Source organism: Novosphingobium sp. (assembly GCF_040398825.1).
Taxonomy (GTDB): domain Bacteria; phylum Pseudomonadota; class Alphaproteobacteria; order Sphingomonadales; family Sphingomonadaceae; genus Novosphingobium.
Map to the genome: position 1 here is coordinate 1 of NZ_JBBATI010000001.1, position 19532 is coordinate 19532.

21 protein-coding genes and 1 tRNA gene are annotated in these 19532 nt (G+C 64.1%); 7 read left to right on the top strand and 15 right to left on the bottom strand.

The window, feature by feature from the left end:
* Positions 1-112: 112 nt before the first annotated feature.
* Positions 113-187: transfer RNA gene (locus ABWP89_RS00005), tRNA-Gly, on the bottom strand.
* 300 nt (positions 188-487) lie between these two features.
* Here ABWP89_RS00005 and ABWP89_RS00010 point away from each other — a divergent pair.
* Positions 488-1405 carry a tetratricopeptide repeat protein gene (locus ABWP89_RS00010; protein ID WP_353226381.1) on the top strand — a complete coding sequence of 306 codons (918 nt, stop codon included), beginning with the start codon at positions 488-490 and terminating at the stop codon, positions 1403-1405.
* A gap of 6 nt (positions 1406-1411) precedes the next feature.
* A complete protein-coding gene (locus ABWP89_RS00015; protein WP_353226382.1) occupies positions 1412-2026 on the top strand; it encodes an LON peptidase substrate-binding domain-containing protein in 615 nt (204 codons plus the stop codon).
* Between the two features lie 4 nt (positions 2027-2030).
* Here the strand turns inward: ABWP89_RS00015 and ABWP89_RS00020 are convergent, their stop codons facing one another.
* The 5 genes from ABWP89_RS00020 to argB form a co-directional block, all read right to left on the bottom strand.
* Positions 2031-2654 (bottom strand): MarC family protein, encoded by a 624-nt coding sequence (locus ABWP89_RS00020; RefSeq protein WP_353226640.1) that lies wholly within the window; start codon positions 2652-2654, stop codon positions 2031-2033.
* Between the two features lie 9 nt (positions 2655-2663).
* Positions 2664-3413, bottom strand: a complete 750-nt coding sequence (locus ABWP89_RS00025) for a hypothetical protein (RefSeq protein WP_353226383.1) — start codon at positions 3411-3413, stop codon at positions 2664-2666.
* A 49-nt stretch (positions 3414-3462) separates the two neighbouring features.
* Positions 3463-4356: a bifunctional methylenetetrahydrofolate dehydrogenase/methenyltetrahydrofolate cyclohydrolase FolD gene (gene folD, locus ABWP89_RS00030; RefSeq protein WP_353226384.1), complete on the bottom strand. Its 894-nt coding sequence runs from the start codon at positions 4354-4356 to the stop codon at positions 3463-3465.
* 3 nt (positions 4357-4359) lie between these two features.
* Positions 4360-4653, bottom strand: a complete 294-nt coding sequence (locus ABWP89_RS00035; RefSeq protein ID WP_353226385.1) for a YggT family protein — start codon at positions 4651-4653, stop codon at positions 4360-4362.
* Between the two features lie 198 nt (positions 4654-4851).
* Positions 4852-5766, bottom strand: coding sequence for an acetylglutamate kinase (gene argB / locus ABWP89_RS00040; RefSeq protein WP_353226386.1), 915 nt, complete (start codon positions 5764-5766; stop codon positions 4852-4854).
* 204 nt (positions 5767-5970) lie between these two features.
* On the opposite strand from argB, the gene ABWP89_RS00045 reads away from it, so the two are divergent.
* The 5 genes from ABWP89_RS00045 (at position 5971) to ABWP89_RS00065 (ending at position 12221) form a co-directional block, all read left to right on the top strand.
* Positions 5971-7233 (top strand): NupC/NupG family nucleoside CNT transporter, encoded by a 1263-nt coding sequence (locus ABWP89_RS00045; protein ID WP_353226387.1) that lies wholly within the window; start codon positions 5971-5973, stop codon positions 7231-7233.
* 168 nt (positions 7234-7401) lie between these two features.
* Positions 7402-8691, top strand: coding sequence for a glycosyltransferase family 39 protein (locus ABWP89_RS00050; RefSeq protein ID WP_353226388.1), 1290 nt, complete (start codon positions 7402-7404; stop codon positions 8689-8691).
* Between the two features lie 81 nt (positions 8692-8772).
* On the top strand, positions 8773-10779 hold the full coding sequence (gene thrS, locus ABWP89_RS00055; RefSeq protein ID WP_353226389.1) for a threonine--tRNA ligase: 2007 nt from the start codon (positions 8773-8775) through the stop codon (positions 10777-10779).
* Positions 10780-10878: 99 nt separating this feature from the next.
* Positions 10879-11829 carry a hypothetical protein gene (locus ABWP89_RS00060; protein ID WP_353226390.1) on the top strand — a complete coding sequence of 317 codons (951 nt, stop codon included), beginning with the start codon at positions 10879-10881 and terminating at the stop codon, positions 11827-11829.
* Positions 11829-12221: a PilZ domain-containing protein gene (locus ABWP89_RS00065; RefSeq protein WP_353226391.1), complete on the top strand. Its 393-nt coding sequence runs from the start codon at positions 11829-11831 to the stop codon at positions 12219-12221. The genes ABWP89_RS00060 and ABWP89_RS00065 overlap by 1 nt, the downstream gene beginning before the upstream one ends.
* Before the next feature lie 273 nt (positions 12222-12494).
* Here ABWP89_RS00065 and ABWP89_RS00070 read toward each other — a convergent pair whose 3' ends face one another.
* The 9 genes from ABWP89_RS00070 to ABWP89_RS00110 form a co-directional block, all read right to left on the bottom strand.
* Positions 12495-12863 (bottom strand): HesB/IscA family protein, encoded by a 369-nt coding sequence (locus ABWP89_RS00070; RefSeq protein WP_353226392.1) that lies wholly within the window; start codon positions 12861-12863, stop codon positions 12495-12497.
* A 2-nt stretch (positions 12864-12865) separates the two neighbouring features.
* Positions 12866-13351: an SUF system Fe-S cluster assembly protein gene (locus tag ABWP89_RS00075; RefSeq protein WP_353226641.1), complete on the bottom strand. Its 486-nt coding sequence runs from the start codon at positions 13349-13351 to the stop codon at positions 12866-12868.
* Positions 13352-13365: 14 nt separating this feature from the next.
* On the bottom strand, positions 13366-14589 hold the full coding sequence (locus tag ABWP89_RS00080; RefSeq protein ID WP_502915193.1) for an aminotransferase class V-fold PLP-dependent enzyme: 1224 nt from the start codon (positions 14587-14589) through the stop codon (positions 13366-13368).
* The gene (locus tag ABWP89_RS00085; RefSeq protein WP_353226393.1) at positions 14586-15317 is read right to left on the bottom strand and encodes a SufD family Fe-S cluster assembly protein; all 732 of its coding nucleotides are present in this window, start codon (positions 15315-15317) and stop codon (positions 14586-14588) included. Before ABWP89_RS00085 ends, ABWP89_RS00080 begins: the two co-directional genes overlap by 4 nt.
* Positions 15314-16057: a Fe-S cluster assembly ATPase SufC gene (gene sufC, locus ABWP89_RS00090; RefSeq protein ID WP_353226394.1), complete on the bottom strand. Its 744-nt coding sequence runs from the start codon at positions 16055-16057 to the stop codon at positions 15314-15316. The genes ABWP89_RS00085 and sufC overlap by 4 nt, the downstream gene beginning before the upstream one ends.
* Positions 16058-16429, bottom strand: a complete 372-nt coding sequence (locus ABWP89_RS00095) for a hypothetical protein (protein ID WP_353226395.1) — start codon at positions 16427-16429, stop codon at positions 16058-16060.
* Positions 16430-16664: 235 nt separating this feature from the next.
* Positions 16665-17135, bottom strand: coding sequence for an endonuclease domain-containing protein (locus ABWP89_RS00100; protein ID WP_353226396.1), 471 nt, complete (start codon positions 17133-17135; stop codon positions 16665-16667).
* Positions 17128-18633, bottom strand: a complete 1506-nt coding sequence (gene sufB / locus ABWP89_RS00105; RefSeq protein WP_353226397.1) for a Fe-S cluster assembly protein SufB — start codon at positions 18631-18633, stop codon at positions 17128-17130. The genes ABWP89_RS00100 and sufB overlap by 8 nt, the downstream gene beginning before the upstream one ends.
* On the bottom strand, positions 18630-19097 hold the full coding sequence (locus tag ABWP89_RS00110) for an RrF2 family transcriptional regulator (RefSeq protein WP_353226398.1): 468 nt from the start codon (positions 19095-19097) through the stop codon (positions 18630-18632). Before ABWP89_RS00110 ends, sufB begins: the two co-directional genes overlap by 4 nt.
* Between the last annotated feature and the right edge of the window lie 435 nt (positions 19098-19532).

Consider the following 19532-nt stretch of genomic DNA (forward strand, 5'->3'; position numbering starts at 1 on the left):
AAGGGATTCGAACCGCCCAGCGGAGCGGCTTGCCGCGCAGCGCAACAAAGACTCAGAGGGTTCCAAGAGGCTGGATCGGACATCGCGTCAACGACCATAACCAACAGGCAACTGGAGCGGGCGAAGGGATTCGAACCCTCGACCCCAACCTTGGCAAGGTTGTGCTCTACCCCTGAGCTACGCCCGCTCGTGCGTTGCGCCGAACCCCGCGCATTTTCCTTGAAAAAGCGCCGTTCGGCTGGGGTGAGGCGGGCAAATAACTGCGTTGCCCCATGGGCGCAACCCCCCAAATGCGTTTTCTTTGCTGTGAGGGTGCGCACACGCCATTTCGTGGGTGTTGTTAAGGGCAATGGCACTTGCCGAATGGCCGTGTCATCCCACATGGTGGCCGGAGCGTGATGCCAAAAAGTGGGCACCGGTTTTTGGCAAAAATCACGCGACCAACAAATGCTCGCAATTCCCATCAGCGATGGCGGAGACAGTACCCGTGGCAACCCTTGGCCTCAATCTTGACGAACAAAAAGCGGTCGACAGGTTCCGCAAATCGGTGGTCGAACCATCGATGACCAAGCTGGTGGTGCTGGATTTCTGGGCCGAATGGTGCGGCCCGTGCAAGGCGCTGACCCCATTGCTGGAAAAGGTCGCGGCCGAATATGCCGATCGCGGCGTGGTGCTGGCCAAGATCAATGTGGATGAAGACCAGTTCATCGCCGCGCAGTTCCAGGTGCGGTCGATCCCCACGGTCTATGCCATGTTCCAGGGCCAGCCGGTGGCGGACCTGACCACTGCGCGCACCGAATCGCAGCTGAAACAGGTGCTGGACCAGATCCTGGGCCAATTGCCGATCGTGGCGGGGGCCGCTGGCGAAGAACCCGCGCCCGATCTGGAACCGCTGCTGGCGGCGGGCGAAGACGCGCTGGCCGCCGGCGCGGCCGAGGATGCGGTGGCGATCTTTGCGCAGATCATCGACATCGCGCCAGACAATGCGCCGGCGCATTCCGGCCTGATCCGCGCGCTGCTGGCCAATGGCATGACGGACGAAGCCGCTGCGGTGCTGGCCGATATGGACCCGAAACTGGCCGAGGACCCCGCGCTGAACAAGGCGCGCGCTGCGCTGGCGCTGGCGGCGGACGCGCCCGCGCCCGACGAACTTGCGGGTTTGCGCGCGGCGGTGGCGGCCGATCCCGATGATATGGCAGCGCAACTGGCGCTGGCCAATGGCACTTATGCCGCGGGCGACCGCGACGGCGCGGCGGCACTGTTGCTGACCATGGTGGCCAAGGATCGCGCGTGGCACGATGGCGCCGCACGCACGCGGCTGTTGCAAATTTTCGAAGCGATCGGGCTGGAAGACCCGTGGGTTGCGGCCACCCGTCGCAAGCTGTCGACCGTGTTGTTCGGATAAATGGCGATGGGTAGCGAACGATTGTCGATTTTTCCGCTGGCAGGTGCCCTGCTGTTTCCAGGGCTGCAACTGCCGCTGCATATCTTTGAACCGCGCTATCGGGCGATGGTGTCGGACGCCTTGGCGCGTGATCAGCGCATTGCCATGATTCAGCCACAGGCCGCCGCCAATGGCGCGCCGCTGTTCCAGATCGGCTGCGTGGGCAAGATTGTCGAGGTCGAGGCGGGCGAGGATGGCCGGTACAACCTGGTGCTGCAGGGTATCGCGCGGTTCCGCGTGCTGCGCGAGCTAGAGGTGACCACCCCGTTCCGCCAGGTCGAGGCCGAATTGATGACCGACGATCCCGATGCGGCGCTGAGCGCGATCGAACGCGCCGGCTTTGAACGCGAAGCGCGTAGCTTTGCCACGTCGCAGGGCTATGCGGTCGATTGGGAATCGGTCGGCAAACTGGATGACGCCGCGCTGATCAACGGCGTGGCGCAGATCGCCCCGTTCGACATCGCCGCCAAACAGGCACTGCTGGAGGCAAGCACATTGCACACACGCTGCGAATTGCTGATCCAGCTGATGCAGTTTTTTGGTCGTCGTGATCGGGATGATGGGCAGGTGACGTTGCAGTAGGTGCCTAAAACAGCTGCCCCTTGATCCCGTCGATCACGAATTGTGCGGCAAGGGCAGCCAGCAGCACGCCCAGCAGGCGCGTCACCACCGCCTCGATCTGCGCACCCAACAGCCGGATAATCGGGCGGGCGGCGACCATGGCGGCGAAGGCCAGCGCCATGACCGTGGCCAGCGCGGCCAGGATGACCGAAATTTGTGTCGCGCCATGCGCGCGTGCCATCAGCAGCATGATCGATGCGATTGATCCCGGCCCGGCCAGGATCGGCATGGCCATCGGGAACACCGCGACATCCTTCACCACCGGGCGCGAAGCCTTGACCTGTTCGGCGCGTTCGCTGCGGCGTTCGGTGTTGCGATCAAGCACCATGTCGAGCGCCAGCAGGAACAGCATGATCCCCCCGGCGATGCGAAAGCTGTCCAGTTCAATATGCATCGCCGCCAGCAATTGCGCGCCGAACAGCGCAAATCCCACCAGAATGCCCGCGGCGATCAGGCTGGCGCGCAGCGCCATCCCCATCGCCTGGCGCGGGGTGGCATCGGCGATCAGCCCGGCATAGATCGGCGCGCAGCCGGGCGGATCGATCACCACGAACAGCGTGATGAACGCCGACAGGAACAGTTGCACCAGCATGCCGGATTACCGCACCGGCGCCGGGGTGGCGCGGTCCAGCACCGCCTGCATTGCGCCGTCATGAAAGGTCCAGGCGATCAGGTGCCGCGCGCCATCGGGGGCCACCGTGGAGCGCCAGACCAGCGAACCATCATCGGAACGCCCGTCCACGCTGTCACCCCCCGCGATCGGCGCAGGGATGGCGGCGGGCAGTGGCGGCAGCATCACCACAGCAGGCTTTTTGGGCGGCGGCCCATCGCCATCAGCGCGGGCCAGGCGCGACGGGCATTCGGCGACTTTGCCGGTGATGAAATCGCTGCTGCGCGGCAGCGGCGCCAGCGGCGCGGCATCGGCCAGCAGCCATTTGTAGCCGCCCTTTTTCTGGCGTTTCCACACCACCGCGAACCAGCCGGCAGCGGCGCCGTCCCTGCCCCACAGCCCTGCGCTGATCCCCGCCGACCCGTCGCACGCCACCCACACCGACGCGGTCTGGCGGTTGACGAACTGCGCGGCGGCATCGTGGCTTTTCAGCCAGGTGCGTGCCGGCGTGCGCGCGGGCGCAAACAGCACGCCCGCATCATCGGCGTTCAGGCCCAGCGCGGCATTGGCGCCCTTGTCACGCGCCAGGTGCGCCAGTGCGCTGTCGCTGGCGACCAGCGCGGCGGGATTGCCCGCCGGGGTCATCGTGCCGGGCAGCCGCGCGGGCTGCGCTTGCAGCATGGCAGGCAACAGGGCTGTGCACAGGGCAAGCGTGGCGGTGCGGGGAATGATGGTCACACCCCCGCCATAGCCCAAGCCCGTTCCCGGTTGAACCCCGGGGAAGAAATCAGATCGCGTCGTCGGCCAGCGCGATGCCGCTGTTGCGGAATGCGGCGACCAGTGTGTTGCGCAACAGCACGGCGATGGTCATCGGCCCGACCCCGCCCGGCACCGGGGTGATCGCGCCCGCGACATCCAGCGCCTGCGCATAATCGACATCGCCGACCAGCCGCGTCTTGCCCGGTTCTGCGCCCGCAACACGGTTGATGCCGACATCGATCACGGTGGCGCCGGGCTTGATCCAGTCGCCCTTGACCATTTCCGGGCGACCCACCGCGGCCACCACGATATCGGCGCGACGGACCACGTCGGCCAGATTGCGCGTGCGGCTGTGCGCAATGGTCACCGTGCAGCTTTGCGCCAGCAGCAATTGCGCCATCGGCTTGCCCACGATGTTTGACCGCCCGATCACCACCGCATCCAGCCCCGACAGATTGCCGATGCGGTCCTGCAGCAGCATCAGGCAGCCCAGCGGCGTGCACGGCACAAACCCCGGCTGGCCCACCGCCAGCCGCCCGGCATTGGTCACGTGAAAACCATCGACATCCTTGTCGGGATTGATGGTGGCGATCACCGCCTGTTCATCGCAATGCGGCGGCAGCGGCAATTGCACCAGGATGCCATCAACCATGGGATCGGCATTCAGCGCCTGGACCAGCGCGATCAGATCGGCCTGGGGTGTATCGGCGGGCAGGCGGTGTTCAAAACTGGCCATGCCGGCCTCCACCGTCGATTTGCCCTTTGACCGCACATAGACCTGGCTGGCCGGGTCTTCGCCCACCAGCACCACCGCCAGCCCGGCCTTGCGGCCCGCCTGCGCGGTGAAATCGGCGGCAAAGGTGGCGATGCGCCCACGCAGGGTGGCGGCAAACGCCTTTCCATCAATGATTTCAGCAGTCATGTGTTACATCCCCGATTGGGCAAGGCCGGCCAGCAGCAGCGACAGCAGCCGCAACCCGACAATCAGCACCAAAGGTGAAAAATCGACCGCGCCGGTGTTGGGCATCGCCCGGCGGATCGGGCCGAGCAGCGGTTCCAGCAGCGCGTTCAGCCCGCGCCAGATCGCCACCACCGCATCGTTGCGGGTGTTGATCACGTTGAACGAAATCAGCAGCCCCATCACGAACTGCACGATCACGATCATGCTGACCACGCTGATCAGATAATCGATCATCTGCACAAGGGTATAAAGCAACACGAGGAAGACCTTTCCCGACAAAATCTGGTGCCGCTTTTGCCGAGCGGACGGCGGCATGGCAACATCTCTTCCCCCCTCCCCTTCAGGGGAGGGGCCGGGGGTGGGGCCTCTCAATATCGCTCGGCGCTTGGGGAGAGGCCCCACCCCAACCCCTCCCCTGAAGGGGAGGGGCTTTAGTTATCGTCATACACTTTGGTCTTACGCGCGGATCAGCGTACCTGCCCCGCGCGCGGTAAACACTTCCAGCAGCATGGCATGCGGCACCCGGCCATCCAGCACGACCGCCGCCTCGCAACCCGCCTCCACCGCGTGGACACAGGTTTCCAGTTTGGGGATCATCCCGCCGCTGATCGTGCCATCGGCGGCCAGCCGGGCAATGTCGGACGGGGTCAGATCGGTCAGCAGCGCTTTGTTCTTGTCCAGCACGCCCGGCACATCGGTCAGCAGGAACAGCCGCGCCGCGCCCAGCTTGGCCGCGATCGCGCCCGCCATGGTATCGGCATTGATGTTGTAGGTGGCGCCATCGTCGCCCACCCCGATCGGCGCGATCACCGGGATCATGCCGGCGGCACAGGCGGTGTGGATGATCATCGGATCGATCGCCGATGGTTCACCCACAAACCCCAGATCGACCAGCAATTCATCACCGCTGTCGGGATCGATGATGGTCTTTTCCACCTTCACCGCGGTTACCAGCCCGGCATCCTTGCCCGAAATGCCCAGCGCCTTGCCCCCGGCGGCGGCGATCCAGCTGACCAGTTCCTTGTTGATGCGGCCCGACAGCACCATTTCGGCAATTTCGGCGGTGACCGCGTCGGTCACCCGCAGGCCATCGACAAACCGCGATTCGATCCCCAGCTTTTTCAGCATCGCGCCGATCTGTGGCCCGCCACCATGCACCACCACCGGATTGATGCCGATCGCCTTCATCAGCACCACGTCCTGCGCAAAATCCTGTTGCGCGGCCGGGTCGCCCATCGCGTGGCCGCCATATTTCACCACAAAAGTCTTGCCCGCATAGCGCTGCAGATAAGGCAGCGCCTCTATCAGCGTTTCCGCCTTGTCGAGCATCGACTGGCGATAGGCGTCATGGGTGTCGAGATGCGTGGCCATAATGCCGCTGGCCCTTACGCGTTTCGCGGTGAAAGAGAAATGAATTTGCGGCGTCGGTTGTTCACGCGCAGCCCGTGCCATCCCTCTGCGGGCAGCGCGCGGGCGCCGTGCAGCGCGACGCCGAACTGGGTTTTGACCGGTTGCCGAATTGCCTTTACGCGGGGGGTCACGACCGATCCCGGTTCCGGAGCCAGGCCCTCGCCCATGCATACCCTGTCGAGCCTGGCCGGAATGGCGCTGATCCTGTTGCTGGCGCTGGCATTGTCGCACAACCGGCGCGCGATCCGGGCGCGGGTGGTCATCCCGGCATTTGCGCTGCAGATCGGGCTGGCCGCGCTGGTCCTGCGTTTTCCGCCGGGCAAGGCCGCGCTGGAGGGTGCCAGCCATGGCGTGGAAAGCCTGCTGGGGTATGCTCATGCCGGGGTGATCTTTTTGTTCGGGCCGCTGGCCGCGCCCGAAATCGGCGGGCACAGCTTTGTCATCGCCGCGCTGCCGACGATCGTGTTTTTCGCCGCGCTGATTTCGATCCTGTATTACCTGGGCGTGATGCAACTGGTGATCCGCTGGATCGGCGGCGCGCTGGAGGCGGTGACCGGGATCAGCCGGGTGGAGGCGCTGTGTGCGGCGGCCAACATCTTTGTCGGGCAAAGCGAATCGCCGCTGGTGATCCGGCCCTATCTGGCCGGTCTGGCCCCGGCGCAGCTGTTCACGGTGATGACCGTTGGCATGGCCGGGGTCGCGGGCACCATCCTGGCGGCCTATGCGGCGATGGGCATCCGCGTCGATTATCTGGTCGCCGCCGCGTTCATGTCGGCGCCCGGCGGCGTGCTGATGGCCAAGCTGATCTATCCCGATGAACCACCACTGCCGCCGGAACTGGCCACAGACGCCGCCCTGCCCGATCCGCATGAGCCGCGTGCACCCACGCCCGATCATGGCGAAGAACCCCCCGCCAACCTGATCATGGCCGCCGCACAGGGCGCGCAGACCGGGGTGCGGCTGGCGGTGGCGGTGGGCGCGATGGTGCTGGCGTTTGTCGCGCTGGTGGCGATGGCCAATGGCCTGCTGGGCTGGGCCGGCGGTTTCGTGGGCCACCCCGGCCTGGCCTTTCAGCAAGTCATCGGCACCGTGTTTGCGCCGGTGTTCCGCCTGCTGGGCGCGCCCGACTGGCGTGAGGCGCAGATTGCCGGGGGAATGTTCGGCACAAAGATCGTGCTGAACGAATTTGTCGCGTTCATCGACCTGGGCAATGCCAGGGACCTGAGCGCGCAGACCGTGGCGATCGTCACCTTTGCGCTGTGCGGCTTTGCCAATTTCAGCTCTATCGCGATCCAGATGGCGGTGGCCGGCGGCCTGGCCCCCAACCAGCGGCCCATGATTGCGCGCCTGGGCCTGCGCGCGCTGATCGCCGGCGCGCTGAGCAACCTGATGAGCGCGGCGCTGGCGGGATTGTTTCTGGGGGCGTAGCGAAGCTGACCATGCGTGATCGCGGGTCCGGTAACGGTGTTTGGGCCAGCCTTGGCGTATGTGGTTAGCGCTCGACAATCCTGGCATCAGCGGGACTGGTTTGCGGTAACAATCCAGGCACCGCCCGTTTATCCCCACTTTAACCCTCCGCTGCTATGCTTTGCGCCAATGATCGACCGCATTGCCGCCTCTCTGGCTCGTTTGCTGCTGCATCGCCATGCGCTGGCGGTGCTGTTTGTGCTCTATCTGCTGCCCCGTGCGGCAATGATTGCCTGCAACGTGACGCCGACATCCGATGCCGACTGGTATTACAGCCGCGCCGCGATGCTATCGCACGGGTTGGGCTATCTCGATGCAAAGGGGCACGCGACCGCGTTCTGGCCGGTCGGATGGCCGTGGCTGTTGTCGCTGGCGTTCCGCGTGGGCGGGGTTTCGGTGTGGACGGTGGGCGCGATAAACCTGATTGCGGCCATGGCGACGGCGTGGCTGACGCTGGATCTGGGCCGTCGCATGACCGGGTCGGAACTGGCGGCGCGCACCGCGCTGCTGGCGCTGGCGGTCTATCCCAATGCCATCCTGTATGTGCCGCTGGCCTTGACCGAGGTGGTCTATACCGCGCTGCTGCTGTTGGCAGTGTGGTTGCTGGTGGCGCGGCCGGGCTGGTTGGCCACATTGGGTGCCGGGCTGGTGTTCGGGCTGGCCACACTGGTAAAGGCGCAGACGCTGGTGATCGTGCCGGTGATTTTCGCGATTGTGCTGTGGCGTGACGGTGGCGTGTGGCGGCGGTGCCCCGGCGTGGTGGCGCGCGGCGCGCTGGTGCTGGCCGCGGCGGCGCTGGTGATTGCGCCGTGGACTTTTCGCAACCATCGCGAACTGGGCGCGTGGGTTACGGTATCGACCAATGGCGGGTTCACGCTGCTGACCGGCAACAACGACAGTGCGCGCGGCGGCTATACCCCCGATGATGTGCTGGTGCGCCAGTTGAATGCGCAGACCAGCCTGGACGAAGTGGCCTATGATGCCGAAGCGCGGCGGCTGGGCACACATTGGATCGCGACGCATCCGGGGCAGTTCGTAAAACTGATCCCGCTGAAGCTGTGGCACCTGTGGGGGCCCGATGGCGAAGGGCAATGGGCCTACGAGACGGGTTCGCGCGCTTTTACCGCCGCGCCACACGCGTTTCTGGCGGTGCGTGCGGTCAACCAGCTGTGGTACTGGCTGCTGCTGGTGGCGTTTGCAGTGGCGCCGTTCCACCTGATCCGCGCGCGCATGGCCGCGGGGCAAGGCGTGATCGACTGGTGGCTGATCGCCTATGCCGTGGCGCTGTTCCCAACCGCGATCGCCGTGGTATTTTCGGGCCAGTCGCGGTTCCATTACCCGGTCATGCCGTTTGTCTGCATCATCGCCGGGTGGCTGGTGGCCGATTGGTGCGCGCGCAGACGGCGCACGAACACCTGATCCCCCTTCCGAAACGGGGCGCTTTCTGCCAAGGCGACGGCAATCTGCCCGAAGCGCCAGCGCAAAAGCGAGTTCACACCGATGTCCGATATGCTGAAGATCACCCTGCCCGATGGTTCCGAGCGCCAGGTTGCGCGCGGCACCACCCCGGCGGCGATTGCGGCGGACATCGGCCCGGGCCTGGCCAAGGCGGCGATCGGCGCGCGCGTCGATGGCGAAATGTTCGATATCATGCGCCCACTGGAACACGATGCCCACCTGGCGCTGATCACCGCGCGCGATGAGGCGGATGCGCTGGAACTGGTCCGCCACGATTTTGCCCATGTGCTGGCAGAGGCGGTGCAGACGCTGTTTCCCGGCACGCAAATCACCTTTGGCCCATCGACCGACGATGGTTTTTACTACGATTTCGCCCCGGCGACGCGCCCGTTTACCGAGGATGACCTGCCCGCGATCGAGGCGCAGATGCGCAAGATCATCGCCGCCGACAAACCGCTGCGCCGCGAAGTCTGGGCCCGCGCCGACCTGATCGCGCGCTGGCAGGCCGCCGGCGAAAGCTTCAAGGCACAATGGGCCAGCGAATTGCCCGCCAATGAATCCGGGAGCGAAGACCTGATCGTTTATTGGTCGGGTGATGACTGGTTCGACATGTGCCGCGGTCCGCATCTGGCCTCCACGGGCAAGCTGGACCCGGCGGCGTTCAGGCTGACGCGGGTGTCGGGCGCCTATTGGCGCGGCGATCAGAACAATGCGATGCTCAGCCGCGTTTACGGCACCGGCTGGCTCAACAAGAAGCAGCTCGATGCGCATCTGACCCGGCTGGAAGAAGCGGCCAAGCGCGATCACCGCAAGCTGGGCCAGGACATGGACTTGTTCCATCTTCAGGCCGAAGCGCACGGATCGGTGTTCTGGCACCCCAAGGGCTATCGCATCTGGCGCGAGCTGGAATCCTATATGCGCCGTGCCATCGATGCCGCCGGCTATCGCGAGGTGAAAACCCCGCAAGTGATGGACGCGCGCCAATGGGAGGCATCGGGCCACTGGGGCAAATACCGCGAAAACATGTTCGTGATCCCCGACGAAGTGCCCAATGTGGCGGACGATGCCCCGCTGGTGTCGGACGATGCGCAGTGGATGGCGCTGAAGCCGATGAACTGCCCGGCGCACGTGCTGATTTTCCGCCAGGGCATCAAATCGTACCGCGAACTGCCGCTGCGCCTGTATGAAAACGGCTGTTGCCACCGCAACGAACCGCATGGCGCGCTGCACGGGCTGATGCGCGTGCGCCAGTTTACGCAGGACGATGCACATATTTTCTGCCGTGAAGACCAGATCGTGAGCGAAGTGCGCGATTTCTGCGCGCTGGCCGACCGCATCTACAAGGACTTTGGCTTTACCTATTCCATCAAACTCGCCCTGCGCCCGGAAAAGCGGTTTGGCAGCGAAGACATGTGGGATCTGGCGGAGACCGAATTGCGCAACGCGGTGGTTACCGCCGGTCTTGCCACACCCGAATATGGCTGGGAAGAACTGCCCGGCGAAGGGGCATTCTATGCGCCAAAGCTGGAATGGCACCTGACCGACGCAATCGGGCGGACCTGGCAGGTCGGCACGATCCAGTCGGACCGCGTGCTGCCCGAGCGGCTGGACGCCAGCTATATCGCCGAAGATGGCGAACGGCACCGCCCGATCATGCTGCACCGCGCCATCTTTGGCTCATACGAACGGTTTATCGGCATTCTGATCGAACATTTTGCCGGGCGCCTGCCGGTCTGGCTGGCCCCGGTGCAGGCGGTGGTGGCCACCATCGTGTCCGATGCCGATGATTATGCCGCAACGGCGGTGGCCGCGCTGACCGCCGCCGGCATCCGCGTCGACATCGACACCCGCAACGAAAAGATCAACTACAAGGTGCGTGAACACTCGTTGCAAAAAGTGCCGTTCCTGCTGGTGGTGGGCAAGCGCGAGGCCGATGAGGGCACCGTCGCGATCCGCCGGCTGGGCGAACAGCAGCAGCAGGTGGTGCCGCTGGCAGAGGCAGTCGCGCTGTTGCGGGCCGAAGCCACGCCCCCCGATTTGCGCGGTTGACGCACCCTTTTTTGCAGCCGCACGCGAACCGTAACACTGCCTTAAACCAAGCTGTGGCATCAGTCTGGCCTCTTGGGGCAACCAGTTTCGGATTCGCACATGACGATGCAATTTCGCTTTCTGCCGGATGACGCGCTGATCGACGGGGCGATCAGCGACGATGCGATCATCGCGCTACGCCGGCAGATCTGGCCCGACGGCGCGGTCGATATTGCCGAGGTCGAAGAGATCCTGGCTATCAACGAAGCGGTGCGCGCGCCCAGCCAGCCGTGGATCGATTTTTTTGTCGAGGCGGTCACCGAATTCCTGATCAATACCAGCCAGCCACGCGGACATCTGTCAGAAACCCAGGCTGACTGGCTGATCGTGCGGATGGATCGTGACGGGCGGCTGGATTCGCCGGCCAAGCTGGAACTGCTGATCCATTTGCTGGAAAAGTGCGATTCGAGTCCCGAGCGGATGAAGGCCTATATTCTGGTGCAGATCGAACGCGCGGTGGTGTTCGGTTCCGGCCCGACGCGCGTCGCCGCAGACCCGACCGGCGCGGGAACCATTACGGCGCACGAATGCGCCTTGCTGCGCCGGGTGATCTTTGCCCCCGCCGGGTTCGGCCCGGCGCGGGTCAACGCCGAAGAGGCGGAAATGCTGTTCCGTATCAAGGATGCGACGCTGGGCGCCGACAATGCGCCCGAATGGACCACGCTGTTTGTCCAGGGCGTCGCCAATTACCTGCAAGGGTGGCAGGGTCTGTCGATGCCAACCCCGGATCAGGAGGCGGCGCACGAACAGTTCCTGGCCGGCCGCAACCCCGGTGTGGGCGGTTTTCTGGCGCAGATGGTGCGCACCAGCCCCAACGGATTCCTATCGGCGGTGCGCACCACCGGCTTTGGCCGCCGCGCCCCCGCGCGCGATATTGTGGCCGAGGGCCGTAGCGATTTTGCGGTAACCGCACCCGAACAGCAATGGCTGGACGCGCATGTCCAGGACGATCACCAGATCGATCCGCTGGAGGCAGCGCTGATCGCTTTCCTGCATGATGAGGCCGCCTGATGCACCGCAAACGCAACATCCAGCCCGAAACCGAACGCCAGCGCGCCGACGCGATCGCCCGCAAGACGCGTGCGGCGATGTATATGGCCCAGGCCAACGATGATCGCCGCAGCCAGGTTCGCCTTGATGCCTTTGCCCAGAACAGCACCGAAACCGTGCGGCTGGTCGATCTGTCCCCGCATGGCTGCTGTCTGGGGTTCGCCACCAAGGCCGATTACCGGCCGGGGCAGTTTATCCGGCTGGGCTTTGCCGGCGGGCGTGACGCGGTGAGCGCAATCGTGCGCTGGACCGAAGGGTTGCGCGTCGGCGCCGAATTTACCCAGGGGCTGCCCGCCGAACGTATCGACGCGATCCTGGGCGAAAGCGCCAACCCGCTGGTCGGATTGCTGTAACGCTGGCGATGGCAGTGGGTGCGGAGCGGGCGGCCGAACACCACGATTGCGTCATGGCGGGCTTGAACTTATGCCTGAAATCAATTCCGAATCCAACCAACCCCCGCTCATCCTGAGCCTGTCGAAGGATGCGCGCAACGGCTGAACCGGGTCATCTTCCACGCATTTGGCCGGCGTTTGCACGCATCCTTCGACAGGCTAAGGATGAGCGGGCCGTGGGGAGTCGGGCAAAAAACAGAGAAAGTTGGTGCCTATGTGGCTTGACCCCGAAACCTAAACGGTAAAGCTTTCGCCGCAGCCGCAGGTGCCCTTGGCATTGGGGTTGGCGAACACGAATCCGGCCTGAAAATCGTCCTCGACCCAGTCCATCGTGCTGCCGATCAGGTACAGCACCGATCCGCCATCGATAAACAAGGTACCGCCGGGGGTCTGGATGCGTTCGTCCATCGGATCGGCGGCGGTCACATAATCGACCGAATAGGCCAGCCCCGAACAGCCGCGGCGCGGCGTGGACAGCTTTACACCGATGGCATCGGCGGGGGCTTCACCCATCAGTTTGGCGATGCGCGCCTGTGATGCCTCGGTCAGCACCACGGCGGCGGGGCGTTCGCGTACCGGGCGGGTGCGGGTAACGGTGTCCATGGTTACAACATCCCCAGTTCAAGCTTGGCTTCGTCGCTCATCTTGGCGGGGTCCCACGGCGGGTCCCACACCAGATTGACCTCTGCATCGCGCACGCCGGGCACCGCGCTGACGCGCAGTTCGATTTCGCCGGGCATCGATTCGGCCACCGGGCAATGCGGCGTGGTCAATGTCATCGACACCACCGCATGGGCATCGGCATCGATTTCCACGCCATAGATCAGCCCCAGGTCATAGATATTGACCGGGATTTCGGGGTCATAGATTTCGCGCAAGGCGGCGATCACCGCGTCGTACAGTTCGCCGCCCGGCTCATTGGCGCCCAGCGCCTGCGGGCGTTCGGCCAGAAATCCTTCAAGATAGTCACGCTTGCGTTCCAGCGTTTCCGTCGGGGTTTCGGGCGTTTCCACCACATCATCGACCATCGCGCGGCGCGGCGCTGCCACCTCGCCCACTTCCTCGATGGTAAAATTGCGCTCCTCGGCCATGCGAAAACTCCCGGTCATGCGAAAATTCTAAGCGTGCGTTCAATCCCGCGCACCAGCGCGGCGATATCGGTTTGATCGCTGTACAGTGCGAAACTGGCGCGTGCGGTGGCGGGCACATTCAGATGCGCCATCAGCGGCTGCGCGCAATGGTGCCCGGCGCGGATGGCGACGTTTTCCTCATCCAGGATCGTGCCCAGATCATGCGGATGCACACCATCGATGGTAAAGCTGACGATCCCGGCGCTGGCGGCGGGGCCATACAACCGTACCGCGTTCAATCGCCCCAGTGCCTCGCGCGCCTGCGCCACCAGCGCGGATTCATGCGCGTGGATCGCGGCCAGGCCTTTGCCGCGCACCCAGTCGGCGGCGACGCCAAACCCGATCGCCTCGGCAATCGCGGGCGTGCCGGCTTCAAACCGTTGCGGTGCAGGCGCCCAGGTGGTTTCGGCGAACGTGACCCGGTCGATCATCGATCCACCGCCCTGCCACGGCGGCATCGCATCCAGCAGATCGCCCCGCGCCCACAGCGCGCCGATCCCGGTGGGGCCGTACAACTTGTGCGCGGAAAAGACGTAGAAATCGCAGCCCATCGCCGCGACATCGACCGGCACCCGCGCCACTGCCTGGCACCCGTCGATCAGGATCTTTGCGCCTACGCCATGCGCCAGCGCCACCGCGCGGGCGACATCCAGCACGCCGCCCAGCACATTCGACACGTGCGAAAACGCCACCAGCTTGTGCGCCGGGGTCAGCATCGCCTGCGCCGCGTCCAGATCGATCTGGCCATCCTGGGTCAGCGGGCAGACATCGATCACCGCGCCGGTGGTCGCGCGGATCAATTGCCACGGCACGATGTTGGAATGGTGTTCCAGCATCGACAGCAGGATGCGATCGCCCGGTTTCAGGTTGGCCACAGCCCAGCTTTGCGCGACCAGATTGATCGCCTCGGTCGCGCCGCGGGTGAACACCAGTTCGTGTTCCGCCCCGCCGATCAGCGCCGCGACCTGCCGCCGCGCCGCCTCATACGCCATGGTCATGTCAGCCGAGCGGGCATAAAGCCCGCGATGGACGGTGGCATAGTCCGGCCCCAGCGCGCGCGTGACCGCATCGATCACCGCATTGGGTTTTTGCGCGGTGGCCGCGCTATCCAGATAGTGCCAGCGTGCGCCGTCGCGGGTCAGCAACCCGGGAAAGGCATCGGCGTCATGGCTGGTCAGGATCTGGGCAGGCGCGTTCACAACAGTGTCTCCAGCGCGGACAGCGCCACCGTGGTCAGGGCTTCCTCATCGTCGGCCCCGGCAAATGCCTCGGCCAGGAACGCCTGCAGCATCAGCGCCTTGGCTGCCGCCGGCGGAAGCCCGCGGCTGGCCAGATAGAACAGCCCATCCTTGTCGAGTTCGCCGATCGCGCAGCCATGCGCGCATTTGACATCGTCGGCATAGATTTCCAGTTCGGGCCGGGCATTGGCGGTCGCCCCGCGATCGAGCAGCATCGCGCGGATCGATTGTTCGCCATCGCTGCCGATGGCACCGCGATTGACCACCACGCGGCCGAGGTAATTGCCCGTAGCCTTGCCCGCCAGCACCTGCCGCACCACCTGGCGAGAGGTCGCATCGGGTTCGGCATGGACCACCTCGGTCACGATTTCGACCGTCTGATCACCACCCGCCAGTTGCGCCGCGCCCAGATGGAAATGCGCACCCCGCGCCAGCGTGACGCGGATTGCCACCCGGCCATAGCCGCGCGCAGCGTTCAGCACGTGAAACGTCATGCGTGCGCCTGCGCCCAGCGTGATGGCGATGTCATGGACGCCCGCGCCGTCGATCACCAGCGTGCGCGCGGCCGTATCGCCGGCCACAACCACGATCGTTTCGGTCGCGATCGGCCAGACCGGCGCCAGCGCGCCCAGGTCGGCATAGCGCCATTCCTCATCATGGCGGGTGGGCAGGGCGGCGGGCATGGTCATGCCGCCACCGCCTCATAGCCCTTTTCTTCCAGTTCCAGCGCCAGATCGGCGCCGCCCGACCGCACGATGCGGCCACCGGCCAGCACATGCACGAAATCGGGTTTCACATAGTCGAGCAGGCGCTGGTAATGCGTGATCAGCAGCACGGCCTTGTCCGGCCGGCGCATGATCGCGTTGATCCCTTCGCCGCAAACCTTCAGCGCGTCGATATCGAGCCCGGAATCGGTTTCATCGAGGATGGCCAGTTTGGGATCGAGAATCCCCATCTGCACCATTTCCGCGCGCTTTTTCTCACCGCCCGAAAACCCGACATTGACCGGGCGTTTCAGCATGTCGGCATCGAGTTTGAGCAATGTGGCCTGTTCGCGCGCCAGTTTCAGGAACGCCCCGCCCGACAGCGGTTCCTGCCCCCGCGCCTTGCGCTGCGCATTCAGCGATTCGCGCAGAAACTGCACCATCGATACGCCGGGGATTTCCACCGGGTACTGAAACCCCAGGAACAGCCCGGCGGCGGCGCGTTCATGCGGCGCCAGCGCCAGCAGATCCTGCCCGTCAAACATGACACTGCCGCCGGTCACGTCATAACCCGGACGCCCGCCCAGCGTGTAGCCCAGCGTCGATTTGCCCGCGCCGTTGGGGCCCATGATCGCGTGGATTTCGCCCGCGTTGATGGTGAGCGACAGGCCCTTGAGGATCGGCTTGTTCGCGACGGTGGCGGAAAGATTGGTGATTTCAAGCATCTAATTTTCTCGATCATTCATCATTGCGAAAAAGGCGGCACTGCCAGCAGCCGCGCCGCCGTCGCAGAAGTCCAAATATTCTTCCAACTCATCAGCCAAAATTTCTGCGCGACTTATCGAGCCGCTGTAAAGAAATGAAAGCAAATGGCCATTTCTCAAATTACGATCTACAAGACCAAATGCACCTATGTTGCGTTCGGCAACGACAGCAATCTGGTAAAATCCCATTTCATCTGCATTATTCAATAGACCTTGTCTGGCAGATAAAAGTGCTTTTTCATGACCTCTTTTTGACCGAACCTCAATTTGGCTGAATCGACTAACAAGCTCATAGGAGCGATCGAGCAATTTGCTGCGATATCGGCCAAACATTAGCGCACCGCTCTTTCAAGATTTACGCCGGATCGCACTCTCGTTTTGATGGAATAAAGCCCCTCCCCTTCAGGGGAGGGGTTGGGGTGGGGCCCATCCCCAAGCTCCAACGCCTTTTGAATGCGGTTGTGGAGCAGAACCGCCGTTCGCGCGTGGAATCCAGTGTGGAGTGCAGCCGAGAGGCCCCACCCCCGGCCCCTCCCCTGAAGGGGAAGGGAGTAGCCGTGCGACCGGTTCATTCCGTGACCCCTTCGCGTTCTTCAGCGCTGAGCCAACGATCTGGCGATTCATGCAGGGCAGCCAGGATATGCTGCAACACTCCATGGAGATTGCCCATCACTTCGGGGTTGGTCACCCGCAAGACGCGCAATCCATAGTCGGTCAGTGCCTGATCGCGCCGCGCATCATATTCAACGTCGTGCGTATCGCCATCGACTTCGACAACCAGCGCCTTTTGCGGGCATAGGAAATCGGCGATGTAAGGCCCGATTACGGCTTGGCGGCGGAATTTATGGCCACCCAACTGGCCGTTGGACAACGCGCGCCACAAGCGTTTTTCGGGTTCGGTGGGGTTGCGGCGCATGTTGCACGCTCGCTGATTCAATTCTGCGAGGAACGTGGCCGAGAGGCCCCACCCCCGGCCCCTCCCCTGAAGGGGAGGGGAGTTGAGGCGGAGCGCATCTTGTTGGGGGGAGAGGTTATCCAACGCTGCCCTCCAGGCTGATGCCCAGCAATTTCTGCGCCTCGACCGCGAATTCCATCGGCAATTGTTGCAGCACTTCGCGGGCAAAGCCGTTGACGATCAGCGCGACCGCGTCTTCCTGCGCCAGGCCGCGCTGCATGGCGTAGAACAGCTGGTCGTCGGAGATTTTCGACGTGGTTGCTTCGTGTTCGATGATCGCGCTGGGGTTGCGCACCTCGATATAGGGCACGGTGTGCGCGCCGCAGGTGGCACCCAGCAGCAGGCTGTCGCATTGCGTGTGATTGCGCACCCCTTCGGCACCGGCGGCCACGCGCACCAGCCCGCGATAGGTGTTGTTCGATTTGCCGGCGCTGATGCCCTTTGACACGATGGTCGATCGGCTGCCCTTGCCGTTGTGGATCATCTTGGTGCCGGTATCGGCCTGCTGGTAATTGTTGGTCACCGCGACCGAATAGAATTCGCCCACGCTGTCTTCACCGTTCAGCACGCAGCTGGGGTATTTCCACGTCACCGCCGACCCGGTTTCGACCTGGGTCCAGCTGACCTTGCTGCGCGCGCCCTGGCACAGCGCGCGCTTGGTCACAAAGTTATAGATGCCGCCTTTGCCCTGTGCATCGCCGGGGTACCAGTTCTGCACGGTCGAATATTTGATTTCGGCGTCATCGAGCGCGACCAGTTCGACCACCGCGGCGTGCAGCTGGTTTTCATCGCGCTGCGGCGCGGTGCAGCCTTCGAGATAAGAGACATACGATCCCTTGTCGGCGACGATCAGCGTGCGTTCAAACTGCCCGGTGTTTTCGGCGTTGATGCGGAAATAGGTCGACAGTTCCATCGGGCAGCGCACGCCTTCGGGGATGTAGACAAACGTGCCGTCGGAAAACACCGCGCAATTCAGCGCCGAAAAGTAATTGTCGTGCATCGGCACGACTTTGCCCAGCCAGCGCCGCACCATGTCGGGATATTCGCGGATCGCCTCACTGATGGAACGGAAAATCACGCCTGCTGCCTCCAGCTCCTTGCGGAACGTGGTGGCCACCGACACGCTGTCAAACACCGCATCGACCGCGATCTTGCGTGCACCTTCGACGCCGGCCAGCACGGCCTGTTCGGCCAGTGGAATGCCCAGCTTTTCATAGATGCGCAGGATTTCGGGATCGACTTCGTCCAGGCTTTTGGGGCCATCCTTGGTCTTGGGCGCGGCCCAGTAATAGGCGGCCTGGTAATCGATCGGCGGGATCGACAGCTTTGCCCAATCGGGCGTCGTCATCGTCAGCCAGTGGCGATAGGCCTTCAGCCGCCAGTCGAGCATCCATTCCGGCTCATCCTTCTTGGCCGAAATATAGCGCACGGTGTCTTCGGACAGGCCCTTAGGCCCGTATTCCTGTTCGATGTCCGACGACCAGCCGTGTTCGTAATCGGCGGCACGCGCCGCCGCTTCACGCGCGGCGACATCCTTGACCGGGGCCAGATCCTTTACCGAAACATTCAGGTCTTCGCTCATGCGTGAATCTCGATCATTGCGGGGGCGGTCTGGGTCGCGGTACGGGCGGGGGCGGCCAACTGGCTGAGCGAAACGCCGGCCAGCGCACCGCGCAGTGCGGCATCGACCACCGGCCAGTGCGGCCGCACCAGACACGCGCTTTCCAGTGTGCAGTCATGCCGGCCCTTTTCATTGCGCAGGCGTTCGCTGCAGGCGGCCATGGCGATCGGGCCTTCGACCGCTTCGATGATATCGGCCAGCGAAATCGCCGCCGACGGCCGCGCCAGCACCAGCCCGCCACCCGCGCCGCGCATCCCGCGCAACAGCCCGGCGGCCGACAGTTTGCTGACCAGTTTCTGCACGGTTGGCGCCGGCAGACCGGTTTCATCGGCCAGCTGCTGTGCCGAAACGCGCGCATGACCGCAATGCCGCGCGGCGGCGGTCATGGTGACCACGGCATAATCGGCCATGCTGGAAAGACGCATTTCAACGACCTCTGGCCCAAATCGGACTGATTCGGTCTGGTTTATCTAGGTGTCGTGATTGCGAATGGCAAGGTGGCCGTGCGGCGCTGGTGGCATTTGCCCCTGTGGCCGCAGCAACCGGGCGCATGAGTCGCACTTAACGCCGCCTGTTGGCGGTCCGCGCGGCACGGGCGCGCAAACCGGAATGGTTCATGGCCTGGCCCGAACCGCCGAACAAAAAAAGGGCGGCCGGGCATAATGCCCTGGCCGCCCCTGAAGTCGAGAACCCGTTGCATCACTGCACCAGGCTCTTCGGGTCGCAGGGCGGACGCTAGGGCATTGTGCGATTCGTGCATTGGACGGATTCGACAAAATCGCATTACAAATGTTGTCATGATGCCCGCGCGGCTGTAAAAAAATACCGGGCTCTGGCGAAATTGGTACCATTTCCCACTT